This is a genomic window from Longispora albida DSM 44784 (assembly GCF_000379825.1).
Lineage (GTDB): Bacteria > Actinomycetota > Actinomycetes > Mycobacteriales > Micromonosporaceae > Longispora > Longispora albida.
The window spans coordinates 13,404-31,822 of record NZ_KB903814.1 but is presented as its reverse complement, the minus strand read 5'-3'; the positions used below and the strand labels follow the sequence as shown (position 1 = coordinate 31,822).

15 protein-coding genes are annotated in these 18,419 nt (G+C 70.5%); 7 read left to right on the top strand and 8 right to left on the bottom strand.

Features of this window, described 5'->3' with window-relative positions; all coding sequences use genetic code 11:
- Positions 1–8 precede the first annotated feature (8 nt).
- The 3 genes from A3G1_RS0104495 to A3G1_RS0104485 form a co-directional block, all read right to left on the bottom strand.
- Positions 9–4,397, bottom strand: a complete 4,389-nt coding sequence (locus A3G1_RS0104495) for a caspase, EACC1-associated type (RefSeq protein WP_018348270.1) — start codon at positions 4,395–4,397, stop codon at positions 9–11.
- Entirely contained in the window at positions 4,394–4,765 is a 372-nt protein-coding gene (locus A3G1_RS0104490; RefSeq protein ID WP_018348269.1) for an effector-associated constant component EACC1, read from the bottom strand. Before A3G1_RS0104490 ends, A3G1_RS0104495 begins: the two co-directional genes overlap by 4 nt.
- A gap of 142 nt (positions 4,766–4,907) precedes the next feature.
- On the bottom strand, positions 4,908–5,117 hold the full coding sequence (locus A3G1_RS0104485) for an RNA-binding S4 domain-containing protein (RefSeq protein ID WP_018348268.1): 210 nt from the start codon (positions 5,115–5,117) through the stop codon (positions 4,908–4,910).
- Between the two features lie 66 nt (positions 5,118–5,183).
- On the opposite strand from A3G1_RS0104485, the gene A3G1_RS0104480 reads away from it, so the two are divergent.
- The 4 genes from A3G1_RS0104480 (at position 5,184) to A3G1_RS40310 (ending at position 7,105) form a co-directional block, all read left to right on the top strand.
- Positions 5,184–5,555, top strand: a complete 372-nt coding sequence (locus A3G1_RS0104480) for a hypothetical protein (protein ID WP_157640913.1) — start codon at positions 5,184–5,186, stop codon at positions 5,553–5,555.
- Positions 5,556–5,741: 186 nt separating this feature from the next.
- Entirely contained in the window at positions 5,742–6,377 is a 636-nt protein-coding gene (locus A3G1_RS0104475) for a DsbA family protein (RefSeq protein WP_018348266.1), read from the top strand.
- On the top strand, positions 6,374–6,919 hold the full coding sequence (locus tag A3G1_RS0104470) for a vitamin K epoxide reductase family protein (protein WP_018348265.1): 546 nt from the start codon (positions 6,374–6,376) through the stop codon (positions 6,917–6,919). The genes A3G1_RS0104475 and A3G1_RS0104470 overlap by 4 nt, the downstream gene beginning before the upstream one ends.
- Before the next feature lie 39 nt (positions 6,920–6,958).
- Positions 6,959–7,105 (top strand): hypothetical protein, encoded by a 147-nt coding sequence (locus tag A3G1_RS40310; protein WP_157640912.1) that lies wholly within the window; start codon positions 6,959–6,961, stop codon positions 7,103–7,105.
- 111 nt (positions 7,106–7,216) lie between these two features.
- Here the strand turns inward: A3G1_RS40310 and A3G1_RS0104465 are convergent, their stop codons facing one another.
- The 4 genes from A3G1_RS0104465 to A3G1_RS0104450 form a co-directional block, all read right to left on the bottom strand.
- Positions 7,217–7,762 carry a GNAT family N-acetyltransferase gene (locus tag A3G1_RS0104465; RefSeq protein WP_018348264.1) on the bottom strand — a complete coding sequence of 182 codons (546 nt, stop codon included), beginning with the start codon at positions 7,760–7,762 and terminating at the stop codon, positions 7,217–7,219.
- Between the two features lie 64 nt (positions 7,763–7,826).
- Positions 7,827–9,179, bottom strand: coding sequence for a M28 family peptidase (locus tag A3G1_RS0104460; protein WP_018348263.1), 1,353 nt, complete (start codon positions 9,177–9,179; stop codon positions 7,827–7,829).
- Between the two features lie 126 nt (positions 9,180–9,305).
- On the bottom strand, positions 9,306–11,228 hold the full coding sequence (locus A3G1_RS0104455) for a M4 family metallopeptidase (RefSeq protein ID WP_083936804.1): 1,923 nt from the start codon (positions 11,226–11,228) through the stop codon (positions 9,306–9,308).
- A gap of 211 nt (positions 11,229–11,439) precedes the next feature.
- A complete protein-coding gene (locus tag A3G1_RS0104450; RefSeq protein WP_018348261.1) occupies positions 11,440–11,985 on the bottom strand; it encodes a histidine phosphatase family protein in 546 nt (181 codons plus the stop codon).
- Positions 11,986–12,116: 131 nt separating this feature from the next.
- Between A3G1_RS0104450 and A3G1_RS0104445 the strand changes: the two genes are divergently transcribed.
- The gene (locus A3G1_RS0104445) at positions 12,117–13,202 is read left to right on the top strand and encodes a golvesin C-terminal-like domain-containing protein (protein ID WP_040477654.1); all 1,086 of its coding nucleotides are present in this window, start codon (positions 12,117–12,119) and stop codon (positions 13,200–13,202) included.
- A gap of 36 nt (positions 13,203–13,238) precedes the next feature.
- On the opposite strand, the gene A3G1_RS0104440 is transcribed toward A3G1_RS0104445, so the two are convergent.
- Positions 13,239–15,209, bottom strand: a complete 1,971-nt coding sequence (locus A3G1_RS0104440; RefSeq protein ID WP_018348259.1) for an AfsR/SARP family transcriptional regulator — start codon at positions 15,207–15,209, stop codon at positions 13,239–13,241.
- Positions 15,210–15,356: 147 nt separating this feature from the next.
- Between A3G1_RS0104440 and A3G1_RS0104435 the strand changes: the two genes are divergently transcribed.
- Both A3G1_RS0104435 and A3G1_RS0104430 read left to right on the top strand, forming a co-directional pair.
- A complete protein-coding gene (locus A3G1_RS0104435) occupies positions 15,357–16,226 on the top strand; it encodes a M23 family metallopeptidase (protein ID WP_018348258.1) in 870 nt (289 codons plus the stop codon).
- Positions 16,227–16,328: 102 nt separating this feature from the next.
- Positions 16,329–17,015, top strand: a complete 687-nt coding sequence (locus tag A3G1_RS0104430; RefSeq protein WP_040477653.1) for a hypothetical protein — start codon at positions 16,329–16,331, stop codon at positions 17,013–17,015.
- The last annotated feature ends 1,404 nt before the right edge of the window (positions 17,016–18,419 follow it).

Here is an 18,419-nt window from a genome sequence, read left to right as displayed (position 1 = left end):
ACCAACCTCTACGGGCAGGTCTTCTGGTAGGGCAGGTCCGGGACGTGCTGGCGCCACTCGGCTTCGTTCAGCCCTCGGCCTGCCCGCTCGCAGGCTTTCTTCACCGCGTTCGCACGGGTGTCCTTGATGTCGCCGAGGTCCCACAGGTACACCCGTTTGTCCGCGCCAGCTGTGGCCAGCGTGCGCCCGTCCGGGCTGAACGCGACCGCGATGATGATGGCGGCCTGGGTCCGGATCCGGATCAGTGAGCGGGGGCGGCCCGGATCGACGACGTCCCACGCCCGGGTGGACTGGTCGGCGCTGCCGCTGGCGAGCGCCCACCCGTCCGGGCTGAACGCGAGCGAGCGGATGGTGCCCTGCTGCCCGGTGAGCGGGGCGCCCCTGACCCGTGGCCGGCGAGGATCGTGCACGTCCCACAGGATGACGGTCGAGTCCTGGCTGCCGGTGGCGAGAGTGCTCCCGTCGGGACTGAACGCCAGCGCGCTCCACTGTCCTGTGTGCCCGGTGAGCAGGGCGAGCGGGCTGGGCGCGGCGGGCCGGGTCACGTCCCACAGCGAGCCCGTGCCGTCGTAACTGGCGGTGGCCAGGGTGCGCCCGTCGGGACTGAACGCGACTGCCGGGACGAGCGCCTTGCCGCCGGCGACGCTACCGAGCTGGCGCGGCCGGTCCGGCTCGGTGACGTTCCACAGGCTCACAGTGCCGTCTCCGGTACCGACGGCCAGGACGCGCCCGTCGCGGTCGTACGCCAAGCCCCCGGCCGGTCGTGCGGGCACCGTGAACCGGGTCCGTTCCCGGAGCTTGCCCGGGTCGGTGACGTCCCACAGGATCACCACACCGTCCTCGTCCCCGGTGGTGAGGGTGCGGCCGTCCGGGCTGAACGCGAGGGTGTCCACCATGTTCTTGTGGCCCTTGGTACCCGTGGTCCCGCGTGGCTTGTCGAGGTCGGTCACGTCCCACAGGTTGACGACGCCCCCGGCGGTGGCCGTGGCGAGCAGCGGGCGTCCCGGGCAGAACTGGACGGCGCGGACAGCGGAGTCGTGATCGCCGAGGTACTTGTCGTGCCGGGTGAAGCCCGTGTCGATCCCGCTGCGCCAGAGCGTCACCGTGTTGTCCACGGCGGCCGTGGCCAGTTGCTCCCCGTCGGGGCTCAGCGCGATCGCCCGGGTCCAGTTCGCCTTCGATACCAGCTGGCTTTTCCCTGGCCCCGGCTTGGCGGGATCCGTGATGTCCCACCACATCCAGGAATGGTCGTAGCCGGCGGCTGAGATCGTGGACTTGCCCTCGAAGCGGATGCTGCGGACCGGGCTGCTCTGCTCGGTGAGCTCGCTGAGCTTCGCGGGCTTGGCCGGGTCCGTGATGTTCCACAGGACGATGTGATGCGCTTTGCCGGTCGCGAGGATCCGCCCGTCCGGGCTGAAGGCGATCGCGCCGACGCCCTCTCCCTGGTTGTCGAGCTTGCTGACCTCACGTGGCCGGCGGGTGTCCCGCACGTCCCACACGCGAGTGGAGATGCCTGTGGCGTTGTTGCGGTCATAGCCGCCCGCCACCAGGAGACGCCCGTCCGGGCTGAATGCCAGGGCGTCGATGAAGTCCGTTGTACCGACCGGGAGGCTGGCGAGCTCGCTGGGCTTCTCGTGGTCGGCGATGTTCCACAGGCGTACTGTCCCGTCCGACATCCCGGCCGCGAGCACGGTGCCGTCCGCGCTGAGCGTGGCGGCGGATGCCATGCGCGCCGGGCCCGCGAGTTCGCTGGCTTGCGAGGGGTTCGCGGGGTCGGTGATGTCCCACAGTGCCAGCAGGCCGCGGCCATTGACTGTGATCAGGGCGTTCCCGTCAGGGCTGAAGGCCATCGCCTGCACAGCTTCGGCGCTGGTGATCTCGCCGAGCGGGCGGCCGGGTTTCAGCGGATCCCACAGGAGGATCCGCTTGTCCATGCCGCTGGTCGCCAGCCTTTTCCCGTCGGGGCTGAACTCCACCGCCGCCACTGGAGCCGTGTGGCCGGACAGTGTCCCGGCGTACGGGTCCATCAGGCTCGACAGCAAACCAGTTGTCGTCTCGGGTCCACTGTGGAGCCGGGCCGCCGCGATGCCGAGCCTGAGTGACAGCTGGGGTGCGGTGTCGATGGCGCTGCCGGCCCGGTCGATCAGGGCACGGGCGGTGGCGGCCCGCTGCTGCTCCAGCGCGTCGTCGCGCCCCTTCACCGCCGCCGACATCGCCACCAGCGACAGCACCAGGAGGCTCGCCAGCGCGACGACCACGCTGCCGCGTACTCGCCGGCGGCGGCGCTGGGCCCGGACGCTCGCGCCGAGGAACTCGCGGTTCAGCGGGCTGAGCTGGTCCGGCATGTCGGCCGCCCAGACCTGGGCCAGCTGAAGCTGAGTCCCCCCGTAGAGCGAACTGGCCTCGCGCCCGCCCCGCTCCCAGGAGGCGGCCGCCTCGCTGAGCTTCTGCTGGATGACGAGGCCTGCCCGGTCGGCGTCGAGCCAGCCCCGCAACATGGGCCACGCCCGCAGCAGTGCTTCGTGGGAGATCTGCGCGGTGTCGCCGTCGACGGTGATCAGGCGTGCGCCGGCGAGCTGGTCGCGGACGAAGGCCACGCCGGGGATCTCGGCGGCGAGTTCCGCGAGGTCCACGCGCCGGCGGGTGTCCTCGGTGCCGTCGCCGACGCTCACCATCCGCAGCAGCATGAGCCGCATGGCCCGCTGGCCGGTCGCGTCGAGTCTGCTGTAGACGGTGTCCGCCTGGTGGGTGACCGCGCCCCAGACGCCGCCGGTTGCCTGGTACCCGGCGGCGGTGAGCGTTCCGTACTGCCTTGCCTGCCACGTCAGCAGCAGGGCGTAGGACAGCAGGGGCAAGGCACCGGCCCCGAAGCCGGACCCCATCCGGAGGTCGTGGAGCAGGAGGTCGACGAGGCCGGGCTCCAGCCGCAGGCCGGCCGCCTGTGCCGGGCCTTCGATCGTGTCCCGCATCTGGCCGAGCGTCATCGCGGGGACCGTGAACGGGCGGTCCTGGAGGGCGGGAGCCAGGTCGGGGTGGGCCAGGCAGTGCGCGTAGAAGTCGGACCGGATGCCGAAGACGACCAGGGCGGCGTCACCGGCCACGGCGCGGATGGCCAGGATGAACTTCCGGCGCTCCTCCTCGTCCTGGCACACGGTGAACAGTTCCTCGAACTGGTCCACCACGAGCAGCAGCCGCCCGCCGGGCACGTCGCGGCCTCCCGTGATCTGCCGCTGTACGTGGCGGACGATGGCGGTGAGCCGAGCGGGATCGGCGTCCAGCTCGGCGCGGATGGCCTCCGGTGTGGTCCGCGCGAGCCCGGCCAGCCGATGGGCGAGGGTGTCCAGTGGACGGTCGCCCGGAGTGATGACCAGCTGCGGCCAGGTACCGGACCCGGGGAGCCTGAGTTCGCCACGTTGCGCGGCGGCCAGCAGCCCGGCCCGCAGCAGTGAGGACTTCCCGACGCCGGACAGGCCGAGTACCGCGATCGGATGCCCGTCCTGGGACCGGGAGGTCACGTGACTCAGCAGTTCACCGGTCAGCTCCTCGCGCCCGAAGAAGTACCGGGTGTCGTCGGCCGTGAACACGTCCAGCCCGCGGTACGGGCAGGGCTGCTCAGTCACGGGTGGCAGGCCCGCTGCGACCGGCGGGACGGCGGGCGGCCTGGCTGCTGGATTCGGGGCGAGGACGAGATCACCGGCGTGGCCGCTGAGGTGGCGGGCCGGTGCTGGGATGCCGCGCTTGGGTAACTCGCGGCGGAGGTAGCGGTACGCGCCCTCGACGGTGAGGTCCGGCAGCCCGCCCGGGTCGCCCTCGCGCAGCAGGGTCAGGAGCGCCCCCGTGAAGGCGGTGTGCTTGTCGCCGACGGGAGCCAGTGCCCGTTCGCTGGCCGACGCTGACGCCAGTACGTAGGTGCCGCCGAGCGCCGCGAGCTCGAACGCGTCCGTCGCGGCGGTGCCGAACGAGCCGTGCGCCCGCCCGGCGAAGCAGCAGTCGAGTACGACGAGGATCGTCCGGGCCCGGCAGGCGGTCAGCGCGTCCTCGACGGCCGAGTACGGCAGGGACGTGTACGCCAGCCCTGTGCTCAGGTCGCTGGTTTCCCGCGTCGCCAGGTGCAGCTTGTTGCCTGGGCTGACGAGGCCGTGGCCGACGTAGTAGAAGAGGAGCACGTCCTCGGCCTGTGCCGCGGCCCGCGTCAGGGCTGTGCCCAGTTCGATGGGGGTGGGGTCGAGGACCGGTGTCAGGAGGTTGCCGGGGCGGACCCCGCACCGCTCGGCGAGCGCGCCGGCGAGGTCCCACACCGTGCGTTCGACCGCGGGTACCGGTGGGAGCGGGGAGCCCGCGACGTGGGTACCCGTGCCGGCGAGCAGGATGCGGGAGCCGGCAGATCCCAGGCTCACTCCAGGGCCTGACGCTCGTTGCCCAGGCTGGCCGACAGCTGGTTCGTCAGCTTCTCCAGCGTCGCGGCGTCCACATTCCGGACGTTGGTGGCGCTGAGCTCCATCGAGCTGCCGTCCGGCGCGGTGACCTGGACCTTGACGTTCCCGGTGCGGCGCCGGAGCCAGGTGATCAGCACGCTGGCGATCGCTGTCGCGACCCCGCCGGGCCCGAGCATGACCGCGAGGGTCTCCACGACCGAGCCCAGGGTTCCCGGATCCGGTATGGGCCGCACGGCCCGGACCCGGCCCCGGAGCAGGTCTTCCGCTACCAGCCACTCCCGGAGCGAGTGCAGGTCGTCGGCTTCGCGCTCCGCCTGCACCGCAAGCATTACCTCCACCTGTGCCCCCATCGCGTCGAACTGGACGGTAGGAGCAACCTTGCCAGGAAACGGACGTGAGTCCAATGCCCTGGCGGAGTCTGTTCATTGACAGGCGTGCTTGGCTGGCGCGCCCTGCGCCGGAGCTTCCCGGTCAGGCCACCCGGAACGACTCGCCGTCGAGGGTGACGATGTCGCCACGGTGGAGCTGGCGGCCGCGCCGGTTCTCCGGCTCGCCGTTCACGTCGACGAGGCCGTCGGCGATGAGTTCCTTGACCTCGCCGCCGGTGCCGCCGATCCCGGCGAGTTTGAGAAACTGCCCGAGGCGCACCATGTCGTCCCTGATCTCCACGTCTTCCATCATGTGGACCATCATCGCGCCCGGCTGGAGTGTGGCGGCTGGCGGCCCCGGTCCAGTACTCTTCGGGCCATGACAGCCCGGGTCCCCGCACGCCGCCTCAGTGCGGTGCTGACCCGGCTCGTCCTCGTCCTGACGGCGCTCGCCGCGCTCTCCGGCCTCGGGCTGGACCCGGCCCCCGCGCACGCCGCGCACCAGCCGGTGACGGCCGCCACGGCCTTCGCGGGCTCCGCGAGCTGTCCCGGCCAGCACCTGCCGGCCGAGTGCATGCTCAGCGGCAAGGCCGCGCAGGCCTCGGTGCCGCAGTCCTCGCGGTTCGCCGTGGCCGCGCCGCTCCTGCCGGTGGCGATCACGAGCTTCGCCGCCGAGGCGCCGTTCGCTGACGAGGCTGCCCCGGCGCGGGTCCGTGCCCCGCTGGCCGTGTCCGGCCGCTTGCGGCACTAGGTCTTTCTTCTTTCCCGGTACCAGGGTTCGCCCGGTGCCGGGCTCTGCGTGCCGTGCGGCGTGCCCGCTCGCGTGCCGGTGACGCGGCCCCTGCTTCGGAATCCCGCTCGTAACCCCGTCTCGTCGTACCCCCAAAAGGAATTGATCATGGCTAAGGCTAAGCCTGCAAACTGGCAGAAATCCGGCATGAGCACCAACCTCAAGCTCACCATCGGCGTGGTCGTGGTGGCCGTGGCGATGGTCGCGGCGGTCATCCTGACCACCAGGGGCTCCGGCCAGGCCGGGCCGGAGGCGCTGGTCAGGCCGGAGAGCCACCGGCTGTCCACCGCCGCCGACGGCAAGGTGACCGTGGTCGAGTTCCTCGACTTCGAGTGCGAGGCGTGCGGGGCGGCCTACCCGGGCGTCGAGAAGCTCCGCAAGGAGTACAACGGCAAGATCACGTACGTGGTCCGGCTGTTCCCGCTGCCGGGCCACCGCAACGGCGAGCCCGCCGCCCGGGCCGCGCAGGCCGCCGCCAACCAGGGCAAGTTCGAGGCGATGTACACCAAGCTCTTCGACAACCAGAAGACCTGGGGCGAGCAGCGCGTCGACCAGAGCCCGGTGTTCCAGAAGTACGCGGCGGAGATCGGCCTGGACATGTCCAGGTTCCAGGCGGACTTCGCGTCGCAGGCCGTCATCGACCGGGTGGCCGCAGAGGTCAAGGACGGGATGGCGCTGGACCTCACCGGCACGCCGACCTTCTTCGTCAACGGCAAGAAGCACGACGGCGACTACACCTACGAGAGCCTGAAGAAGGCCGTGGACGCGGAGCTGGCGAAGTGAGCAAGCGGCTCGGCTGGCTCCTGGCGGCCGGAGGCGGGCTCGGCACGGCCTCGGCAGCCGCACTGACGATCGAGAAGTTCCACGTGCTGGCCAACCCGGGCTACGTCCCGAGCTGCAGCATCAACCCGATCGTCTCCTGCGGCTCCGTGATGACCAGCGCGCAGGCCGAGGTGTTCGGCTTCCCGAACCCGGTGATCGGGCTGGCGGCCTTCCCGGTCGTCCTCACGCTCGGCGTGCTCCTGATCGCGAAGGTGCCACTGCCACGCTGGGTGATGCTCGGGCTCAACGCCGGCGCGGCGCTCGGTGTGCTGTTCGTGCACTGGCTGATCTTCCAGAGCCTGTACCGCATCGGCGCGCTGTGCCCGTACTGCATGGTCGTCTGGGTGGTCACTATCACCATGTTCTGGTACCTCACCCTGCACAATTTCCGCCTGCCGGTCCTCCGGAAGTACCACTCGGCGGTGCTGACGGTGTGGTTCCTGGTGATCATCGGGCTGATCGGGGAGGCGTTCTGGGACTACTGGCGCACACTTCTACTCTGAGTACAGTGCGCGTACAGGTCCCCGTCGTAGGTTCTTCACATGCGACGCCGACTGGCCGTTCCGGCCTTCCCCCTGCACCGCTCCGGCCCGGGCCTCCGTCTGGCCGGCCGGGTGACAGCCAACCCCGAGGCTGCCCGCCAGGGGATCTCGTCGGCGGCGCGCGGGCCGGCCGGGGTGGACCAGTGAGGCGCCGAGGGCCTCGCCCCACCCGGCCGGTCAGCAGAAGGTCGAGGCCGATCGGGCCGAGGAAGGTGAAGGGTTACCCCGGTTACCGGTAGCCAGGCCACGGACCGCAGGTCACATCCCAGACCTGCGGTCCGTTCTGTACACATAGTGGAGGGCACCCTCCGCCGGGTTGTCCGGCGTGAGCTCACCCTCCGCCACCCGGCGCAGGCCGGCCTTCTCCAGGGCCCGCCAGGAGGCGACGTTGCCGGCGTTCACGGGTACGACGACGGATAGCGCGGCCGGCAGCTCGGCCCAGGTCCGCTCGACGATCGCCTGGATCATGGCGGTACCCGTGCCGTGCCCGGTCCGCCCGGGCTCGCCGATCAGGTAGTCGATCGTGACCGCGCCGGGCGGTACGTCGGTGATGGCGGCCAGTTCCGCCGCGTAGTCCGGGTAGTCGGCCAGGAAACAGCGCTGTACCAGGCCCAGCGGGACGCCGTCGAGGAAGACGAGCAGGTCCTCTGAGGGTTCCTCACCCCGGGCCGAGGCGCCGAAGTCCCTGGCGACCGCCTCGGGTGTCGTCTCGTGATGCCACCAGCGGGCGACGTGCGGCTGGTCCAGCCAGTCCCGCAGCAGGGGGAAGTCGGCCTCGGTGAGCCTGCGCCACGTGAATCCCATACCCGTAACGATGCCCGCCCCGCGGCACAGGTGGCGGCGGGGCGGGCATTTTTCCCTTCAGGCGTCAGGCAGCCAGCGTCCACGTGTCGACGTAGCCGGTGTCCTGGCTGGCGATGTCCTGGACCTTGAGCCGCCAGGTGCCGTTCCTCGGCTCCGAGGTCAGGCTGACGGTGTAGGTCTTGAGGACGTTGTCGGCGGAGTCGTTGTTCGCGATGTCCTCCAGCAGGTAGGTGCTGCCGTCGGGTGCGACGAGCGAGATGACCAGGTCACCACGCCAGGTGTGCTTGATGTCGACGGCGACCTTGCTGGTGGCCGAGCCGTTGCCGGAGCAGCCGGCGATCGCCACGTCACTGTAGACAGTCGTGTTGTCGGGGATCGTGACGTTGTTCGCGTTCGTGCCGGGCGCGCATCCCGGCGGGGTGGTGGTCGGGGGAGTGGTCGTTGGCGTCGTCGAGGGGCCGGTCAGGTCCCACAGCGCGTACGAGATGACGTCGGCGTGCCGGTCGAGCGACGTGTCGTTGATGTTGCTGGTCGTGTCGCACGAGCGGTGGTAGCACGGGTCGAACGCCGCGCCGGCCGTCCCGCCCCACTTCGAGGCCTGCGAGGACGTCTTGGTGCCCTCGGCCCCGGAGAACGTGCCGCCGGTCGGGATCGTCGCGTTGTAGAACGACGCGTGGTCCGAGCGGCCGTTCACGTTCACGTACTCGGTTTGCACGCCGATCGCCGTGAACGCGTTGACGAGCAGCGTCCGCAGCGCGGCACCCCTGGAGTCGTCGTTGTAGACGAAGTAGCCCGGGTTGGGCGAGCCGGTCATGTCGAAGTTCAGGTACGCCTTGATCCTGGTCTTCTCGGCCGAGGACAGCGAGCTGACGTAGGCGCGTGACCCGACCAGCCCGAGTTCTTCCGCGCCCCACCAGCCGAAGCGGACGGTGACGCCGGGAGTGGGACGGGCGGCCTTGAAGGCCTTGGCGACGGCCAGGAGCGAGGCGCTGCCGGAGCCGTTGTCGTTGATGCCCGGGCCCGAGGACACGCTGTCGAGGTGGCCGCCGAGCATGATGACCTTGCTGGTGTCGGTACCCGGCAGCTCGGCGAGCACGTTGTAGCTGGTGCCCGACGACGTCGAGAACGACTGCTCGGAGACGGTGTAGCCGAGCGCCGTCATCTGCGACTTCACGTGGTCGACGGAGGCGCGGTAGCCGGTGCGGCCGGTGTAGCGGTTGCCGCCGTTGTTGTTCGCGATCGTCTGGAGACTCTGGAGCTGGGCCTTGACGTCGGCGACCGGGATGTCGGGCGCGCCGTTCGGCAACGCCGCGAACGAGCTGACCGGCGTCGCGTTCGCGAAGGGCGTGGCCGCGGCGACGCCTGCGGCCAGGAGAGCTGTGGCCAGTGCGGCCAGGAGCGGGAGTTTCGGTTTCATCGATGGCCTCCATGAGGGGGTGGAGAGCCATTCCCCGCCGGCACCGGGGCGGGCGGCACAGCCAGCCGGGGGAGCGGGAGAGACGGGCCGGGCGGGCCACCGAGGTGACCCGCCCGGGTGGTGCTGCTAGACCGTCAGGGTCCAGGTGTCGATCCGGCCTGTGTCCAGGCTGGCGACGTCCTGGACCTTCAGGCGCCAGGTGCCGTTGCGCGCCTCGGAGGACAGGTTGACCGTGTAGGTCTTGATGACGTTGTCCGCCGAGTCGTTGTTGGCGATGTCTTCCAGCAGGTACGTCGTGCCGTCCGGAGCCACCAGCGAGATGACCAGGTCACCGCGCCAGGTGTGCAGGATGGTGACGGCGACCTTGCTGGTCGTCGAGCCGTTGCCGGCGCAGCCGGACACGGTCACGTTGCTGTAGACCGTGGTGTTGTCCGGGATGGTGACGTCGGTGCCGTTGGTCACCGCGCCGCAGCCGGGCGGGGTGGTGGTCGGCGGCGTCGTGGTCGTGGTCGGGCCGGTGGTCGGGCCGCCACAGGTGGCGTCCTCACCGGCGACCGTCACACCGGTCCACGCGGCCTGGACTGCCTTGTACTCGGCGGAGCACAGGCCGTACAGGTCGGTGGCGGCGGACAGGGTCGCGGCCCGCGAGTCGTTGGTGTTGCCGGCGGAGACGTACTTCGTGGAGCTGGTGAAGTAGACGTCCATCGCGCGGTACCAGATCTTCGAGGCCTTGTCCCGGCCGATACCGGCCAGCGTGGAGCCGTTGCAGGTGGTGGCGGCGCCCCACTCGGTCGAGTCGTTGCCCTCGGCCAGCAGGAAGAACGCCAGGTTGCCGACACCGGAGGAGTAGTGCACGTCGATGCTGCCGATGCCGGAGTACCAGCAGTTCTTCGACGAGCCGTCCCGCTTCGGGTCCCACATGTACCGCAGCGGCGTGCCGTTGCCGCGGATGTCGATCTTCTCGCCGACGTTGTAGTCACCCGGGTCGTTGGTGTTGCCCGCGTAGAACTCCACCATGTTGCCCCAGATGTCGGAGGCCGACTCGTTCAGGCCGCCGGACTCACCCGAGTAGGTCAGGCCACCCGGGATGATGTTCTCGGTGATGCCGTGGCCCATCTCGTGGCCCGCGACGTCGATCGAGGTCAGCGGCTTGGAGTTGCCCGAGCCGTCGCCGTAGGTCATCCGGGAGCCGTCCCAGAACGCGTTCACGTACGCGTTGCCGTAGTGCACCCGGCTCGGCACGCCAGCGCCGTTGCCGAAGATGCCGTTGCGGCCGTGGACGTTCTTGAAGTAGTCGTACGTGAGCGACGCGCCGTAGTGGGCGTCGGCCGCGGCCGTCTGGTCGTTGGCCGGCAGGCCGTTGCCCCAGACGTTGTCGGCGTCCGTCATGTTCGAGCACGTCGACGTGCCGTTGTTCATGTCGCAGGTGTAGCCGTTGCCGCGGGTCGGGTCCTTGAGCTCGTAGGGGCCCGAGCCCGTGGTCTCGACCGGGACGCTGCCGGCGTACATCGTGTTACCGGTGCCGGCGGCGTGCTTGATCTCGTCGTGCGCGCTGCGGACCGAGCCCGTGGAGGCGTCCACGACCACGTGCAGCACGCTCGGGGTCTGGCCGTCGGGCTTCATGCCCCGGACCTCGACCTCGTAGGCGAGCACGCCGGGGCCGTCAACGGCGTCGACGACGAGCTTGCCCTCGCCGGTCGCGTCGATCTTGCCCTGGAAGTGCTTCTGGGCGGCCGTGGTGGCGCTGGCCAGGCTGAGCTGCGGCGTGGTGCTCAGCGTGAGGGGCGCTGCCAGGCCGACGGTCGCGCTGCGGAACGAACCGCCGGGCGCGTTGTGGACGACGAAGTCGCCGCCCAGGACCTCGAGGCCGTGGTACGTACGGGTGTACCGCACGTGCGAGGCGCCCGTGTTCTTGTCCACGATGGTCCGGTTGACGGCGTAGGCGTCACCGGAACCGCCGCGGATGGCGGTGAGGTTGGCGGCGATCGACGCGTTGGCGCGGTCGATGGCCAGGCTGCTGCTCGGGACGTCGGGGGTCGCGTTGGCCATGCTGGCCACCCCGACTGCCAGTCCGGCGATCAGTACCACGGCTCCAGCCGCGGCGGCAGATCTCTGCACCGGTGCCTCCCAAATAACGAGGGGTGGGTGTGACTGCTGTCACGACCGCCTGTATAACAGGCCCTGTTACCTGAGTAAACAATCCAGTAACAGGTTGGCTCTGATCAACTTCGATGCGTGGCCGTCCAGAGTCAACTGTCCATCATGTACCAACTGTGTACCGCCAGCCCGGCTGCCAGGTGAACGGCGCCATCATCACCTCGGCGAAGTCCGCGCCGTCGAGCAGGTGCGGCAGGGCCCACCGCTGGGCGGAGTGCCCGATGAGGACGACCCGGCTGCCGGCCGGCCAGCGCGCGGAAAGCTCCGCCAGGAACTCCCGGGTCGCCTCGATGATCTCCGCGTACGACTGGCCGCCGCCGGGGAAGGGCTCGGTCACGTGCTGTAGCCGCCGTGCCTCGACCTCCTTGGCTGGCGCGCCGTCGAGATCCCCGTAGCAGCACTCGCGCAGACGGGCGTCGAAGTAGACCGGGATGCCGGTACCGGCGAAGGCGATCGAGACCGTTTCCGCAGCCCGGGCCAGGTCGGAGGTGTACACGGCCGTGGTACCGGCGTCGCGGTGCCGCGCGCCGAGTTCCCGGGCGGTCTCCACTCCGTACGCCGACAGCTTGCCCGGCAGCCAGCCGGTCGCGATGCCCGCCTCGTTGTCCTCGGTCACGGAGTGTGTCTCGTAGATCAGCTCGATGCTCATCGCGCCATTGTGCCGCCCGATGATCACGGAACGGGGACACGGCGCGTCCGGCCGTGGTACAAAAGCGTGGCTGCGCGCGGGTCGAATCTGTCCATCCTGGAGCATCCGGCAGAGATCGTCCTGGAGGAGAAATGACCCCAAGCCACCTGTCCCGTCGTGCTGTGCTGCTCGGCACCGGGGCTTCGCTCGGCGTGAGCCTGCTGCCGGCCGGCCCGGCCTCCGCCAGCCCCGGCCCCGGACTCGCCGCCAGCGGCCTGGCCGTCCCCGCGCCCACGATCGCGAGCTGCGGCACGTGGGGCGCGCGCAACCCCGCCGACCCCCTGACCCAGATCGGCACCAGCCCGAACAAGATCCTGATCCACCACACGGCCACGCCGAACAGCACCGACTACACCCAGGCCCACGCCTACTCGCTGGCCAGGTCCATCCAGAACTTCCACATGGACTCGCGCGGCTGGTCGGACACCGGGCAGCACTTCACGGTCAGCCGTGGCGGGTACGTGATGGAGGGCCGCCACCACAGCCTCAGCCACCTGAGCACCGGCAGCGGCATGGTGGTCGGCGCGCACTGCACCGGCCAGAACGACCAGGCGATCGGCATCGAGAACGAGGGCACCTACACGGGCATCGAGCCGAACACCCAGCTCTGGAACCGGCTGGTGGACCTGTGCGCCTACATCTGCGGCCAGTACGACCTGCCGGCCAGCCGGATCTACGGGCACCGGGACTTCCTGGCCACCACCTGCCCGGGTGACGCGTTCTACGCCCTGCTGCCCCGGCTGCGCACCGAGGTCGCCGCCCGCCTCGCCGCGTGGTCGGTGATCGTGGACAACTCCTCGCCCGGGTTCCGGGCCTCGGCGAACTGGCAGGTGTCGAACTTCTCCCAGCAGCGGTACGGTGCCGACTACCGGTACGCGACGCCGGTCGGGGCGAGCGACGCGGCCTACTTCTCGGCGACGTTGCCCGCGGCCGCGTCGTACAAAGTGGAGGCCTGGTTCCCGGCTGACTCCGGTTACAACGCGGCCACCCCGTTCGTGCTGTTCACGTCGGGGGGCAGCAAGACGGTGACGGTCAGCCAGCAGTCGGGCGGCGGCCAGTGGCGGAGCCTCGGCACCTACGCGTTCGGCGCCGGCACCCGGGATGTGGCGGCCGTCAGCCGCTGGACATCCGGCACGCAGTACGTGATCGCCGACGCGATCCGGATCACGAAGGTGTGACACCCGCCGTCTCCGGCCACTGAGAGGTCCAGGCCGTCACAGTGGCCGGAGCTGGGTCTGCAGGCGGTGCGCCTCTGCGGTGTATGCCTCGCCGAGGCTGCCACGGTGCAGCTCGCCGAGCCGGGCGGCCGTGGCGGCCTGGGCGGCCCGGTCGCCGATCCGCTCGAAGATCTCCAGCGCCCGGCCCAGGCGCGTGACAGCCGCGCCGCCAGTGTCGAAAGTGGCCAGCTCGACCAGGCAGTACGCCTCGCCGTGCGCGTCGCCGAGCTGCGCGAACATGCCAAGGGCCTCGGTGAGCAGGTCACGGGCCGGCTCACTCGTGCGGAGCGCCACCACGCCAGCCTGGTGCGTGAGGTGGGCGATGCGGTGCGGGTCGCCGGCCTGCCGGGCGAGTGCCAGCCCGTGCCCGATCCAGCGGCGTGCTGCCGCCGGGCGGCCGGCTCCGAGCGCCACCAGGCCGAGAGCGCCGTGCGCGTAGGCCATCCCCGGCAGGTTCACATCGAGGGTGTACGCCGTGAGCGCCCGCTGGAAACACGCCTCAGCCTCCCCTGGCTCCCCGAGCACCCGGTGCACGGTCCCCAGCCCGGCGAGGGCGCTGGCCTCTCCGCACCGGTTCCCGAGGCGGGCGTAGAGGAGCCGGGCGCGGCTGAACGCCTCGGAGGCCTGCTCGTAGTGGTCCTGGTACAGGTGGAGCTGGCCGAGACCGCGCAGCATGACGGCCTCCCCGAGCAGGTCGCCCTCGCGCCGGCAGGTGTCCAGCGCCGACCGGCACGCCGCCTCCCAGTCGGTGCTGTGGCCGGTCAGGTCGCACCACGGCACGAGGGCGTGGGCGAGTTCCCAGGCGAGCGTGGCGGTCGGCGCGATCCGTACCCCGGCCAGCAGCGCGTCCCGCTCCGCCTCGAACCAGGCCAGCGGGTCGGCCGTGCTGCCGCCGGCCGGCCAGCGCGCGGCGACCCGCACGCCCGGCCCGAACAGCTGACTCGGCAGCCCGGCCGCCGCCTGCTCCGCCAGGTGCAGGTACCCGCCGAGGACCCGGCCGAGCGCACCGGGATCCGGCTGCCCCGGCAGGTCAGGGGCCAGCAGCCCGACCAGAGTCGGCAGGGCGTACCGCTGCTGCCCGGCCCCGTCGGCGCCCGTCGCCCGGATCAGCCTGGCCTCCTCCAGCGCCCCCAGCACCCCGGTGGCGTCCCGGCCGAGCAGCGCGGAGGCGACCCAGCCCGGTACCGGCCCGAGCCGCACAGTGGACAGCCCGCGCAGCACGGCAGCGGCCGAGGCGTCGAGACGCTCACCTGTGGTGAACCCGGCCTCGCGGAGCAGGAGCCGCTGGTGGGCGCGCCGCAGCGGCTCGCCGGGCTCGATGCCCAGCTCCGCGGACAGGGTGCGGCGGAGCTGCGCGTACGCGGCCAGCGCCTCGGCCTTGCGCCCGGTCGCCTCCAGCGCGGTGATGAGCAGCAGCCACGACTCCTCGCGCAGCGGTTCCTCGGCGACCAGCGCGTGCAGGTCCGTGATCGCGGCTGCGGGACTGCCGGCCTCGATGAGCAGCCCGGCTCGCCGTTCGCGCAGGGTACGCCACGTGGCCGTCAGCCGGTCGACCTCCGGCTCCCACAGCGCGCAGTGCGGCAGGTCCTCCACCGGCCAGCCCCGCCACAGGCCGAGCGCGGCATCCACAGTGGACAGCTCGGCGCCCCACGCCTCGAACCGGGCCGCGTCGAGCTCGGCCGGCCCGAGGTCGAGCCGGTAGCCGGGCGGGCGGCGGGTGATGCGCTCGTCGCCCAGCCGCGTGCGCAGGTACGACACGTAGGTGTGCACGTTCGCGACGGCAGAGCGGGGCGGGTCACCCGGCCACAGCACCCCGATCACCTGGTCGACCGACACGGTGCGGCCGTGGTGCAGTGCCAGGGTCGCCAGGAGCTGCCGGGGCTTGCGGCCGTCGACAGCTGATGGCCTGCCCTGCCGCACCAGCTCCAGCGGGCCGAGTATGCGCAGCTCAAGGCCGTCGGGGGACATGATCGTCAGGGTACTCGGGCCTGGCAAGTCCACACCATAGTGGACGTTGTAGCGGCTCTGGAGGTGATCTGGAGGGAGCCCGAGCACCCTGGCCGGTGTCCCGCGCAGCAGCGGACCCCCTGACCGCCTACGGAAAGGACCAGCCAGATGCGCCTGCGAGTCGTGCTGCGTACCGTCGCCGCCCTGATCATCGGCGCCGGCAGCACCTTCCTGATCGCCAACCCGGCCTCGGCAGCCCCAGCCTTCCAGCTGCCGTTCCCGTGTAACCAGACCTGGCAGGGCAACAACAGCGCCAGCAGCGCCCACGTCTCCTACGAGATCGACTTCAACCGGGGCGACTCGGCCTCAGCCGACCTCGGCGACACCGTGCTGGCCGCAGCGGCCGGCACCGTCGAGACCTCAGCGCACCAGGGATCGGCGAACGGCTACGGCAACCTGATCGTCATCAACCACGGTGGCGGCTACTACACCTACTACGCGCACCTGAACAAGCGTGCCGTGTCCGCCGGCCAGGCGGTCCTGCGGGGGCAGGCCATCGGCAGCGTCGGCAACACCAGCCGGCCCGGCAACGGGATCTCCCCGCACCTGCACTACGAGGTGCGGTACCCGGACCGGTCGCAGTCGCACATCATCCGCGCCGTGTTCAACGGCTCCACCTACCCCTACCCGAACAGCTCCGTGACGAGCCGCAACTGCGCGACCTCGTACGACCCGGCAGCGGTGTGCGGGTCGGGCTTCGAGATGACGGACTCGGTGAAGCTCGGCTCCGCCGGTACCGTCAATCTGCTCTGGAAGGGATCGACCAGCCAGAACTGCGTCACGACGCTGAAGATGGCAAATGTCGGCACCGCGACGGCGACCAGCGCCTTCCTGGAACCGCAGGGATCGACCAGAAGCACTGACTCCGGGAACTTCACCTCCTACGCCGGGCCAGTGGTCCGCACAGCGCCCAGCTGCGTGAGGTGGGGTGGCTCGACCGGCGGCTCCAGCTACACATCGCCGTTCGAGCACTGCTGACCGGCCTGAACCGCACCACCTGAGGGGACTGGTGCCCCGGACCGCCGAGAGGCGGCCCGGGGCACCAGAGTGCCCGCCCGGCCCGGCTGGTTGGATGCGTGGGTGTCTGTTGCTGACCTTGCCCGGAGCGTGGCGGAACGCCTGCCGGAGATCGCCGTCGTCCGTGACCGCTCCCGGGCGCTCGCCGTGCTCGACGCCATCCTGTGCCCCGACCCGGACTTCCGCTACTACTCCTACACCGCCACCTGGGCGGACGGCGAGGAACTGGCGACGATGGCCGACGGCAGCGGCAACGACTACGCGATCGTGTTCTCCCCGGCAGGCGTCTACGCCCAGGGCTTCGACCACGAGTCGCCGCTGAGCCCCTACCGGGACCCAGACAGCCGGGAGGTCTGGCCGGGCCTGCTCGACGGCCTGCCGGCCGTGTTCGTCCACAATCTCGAAGAGCCGGCGTTCTGGGACGAGGAGGACACGCCCCGGATCACGGCCTGTTTCTGGCGCGAGACGAGCGACTCCGCGTGGCGGACCGGGAACCCTGAGCCGTTGCCGCCCGGCGAGGTGGCCGACGACAGCGCGTCCTGGCTGTTCGGCATCCTGACGGAAGGCCCGGAGGCATTCCAGGAGTGGGCCGAGGACTACTACGAGACCACAGTGGACATCGAGGCAGTACGGCACGTGTGCGCCCTGCGGCCACTGACCGAGGCCGTCGTGGCGCAGCTGAACCCGGAGGCCTCCCTCGCCGACCTGGCCGAAACCCTGACCTCGATCGGCTATCCGGCCTCAGAGTGACTGGCTGGCTGGTGACACGCCGAACGTCGGGCTCCGGCCGGCGACAGCGTGGTGACGATGGCCAGGTGAGGATGGGCTGGTGGCCAGAGCCGCCGAGCAGCCAGCGAGAGCCGGTATGGCGCTGATGGGCGAGGTGCCCCCTCGGGGCACCTCGCTGCTATCCGAAGGGACTCCGGGCTACTGCCACGGACCAGGGTTGCAGGTTACGGAAACGGTCGCGCTTGATGGACCGCCAATAGTTTCGCTGTACTTCACCTTGTAGAGCACCCCCGGCGTGCAGAGGAAGAGGATCTCCCCGCCGGTGCCGGGCCGGGTGACCGAGCCCGTGGGGGAGGTGAACTTCCAATACACGCGGTCGTCGTTGTCCGTGCTGCACAGCAGGGCGGACTCGCCGGACTCGCACACGGGGGTGGTCAGCGCGGCCTGGGCGAGTATCAGGTAATCCCGTTCCCGCTTCCTATGTAAGGCTTGTCATTGAGGCGAGCGTAGGCTACCGCCGCGCCCCGGCGCTCGCACATGGAGGCGGGAGAGAACCACTTAGGGGAGCACGAGTCTTGAACTTCGGTGAGGCGAGCTGGCGGCGGATTCTCGAACCACCACTCTGCCTGCCGCCGGCACCAGCCAACCGCCCTTCCGCCGAACCTGCGAGCGCATTGAGGATCAAGCCAGTTCAGACGCCTACGATGCGGGCGCTTCCCGGGGAAGGTGGCCGGCCAACAGCGCGATGGCTTCCTCCAGTGTGTCGGTCCCGCCCAGGAGTCGTTCGTATCCGGCGGCATACACCTTGTACGGTGGGCCGGCACAGCCGAGGTTCCGCGTACGCTGCCGCAACAACCTCCGGATCGCCTCTGCGGGGACCCGGAGCACCATCAAGGATCTGCCGCCGCACAGCTTCTGAAGAGGGCTCGGCTACCCAGCCAGCCTAGAGCCGCGCATTCAGGGCTCGGGAACAGGCTCCGGCTCGCCCTTGTGGCAAGCCACTTGAGGCGGGGTGGTCAGCAGGCAACTGCCCGGCCCGCGTCCATACCGGGCGCGGGACGTACCGGGCCTGCTCTTGTGCGGCTAGATCGGTTGGGTTCAGCGGCGATGCCAAAATGTTATGAGGACTAATCGGGCGGCTGGGCAGCTACCTCCATAGCCCGGTCTTGCGTTTCTTGCCTCCTCGTATTGTCCAGTTTTACTCTCCCGTGGCCCTGGGCTGGTCTGGCTGGGGCTGGGGAAACGGGGAGGGTAAGTGTCTTCGGGGATTTTGCGTGCCCGGAATCGGGCCGGCTTAAAGGTTTTCCGTGGCGTGCTGGCGGCAGTAACTGTGGCTGCGGGGCTCGCGGTGTGTCCGCCGCCTGTGGCTGCGGCTGAGCCGGCTCCTGGGGGAGCTTCTGAAATGGAGAGTGCTTCGGCTGCGGC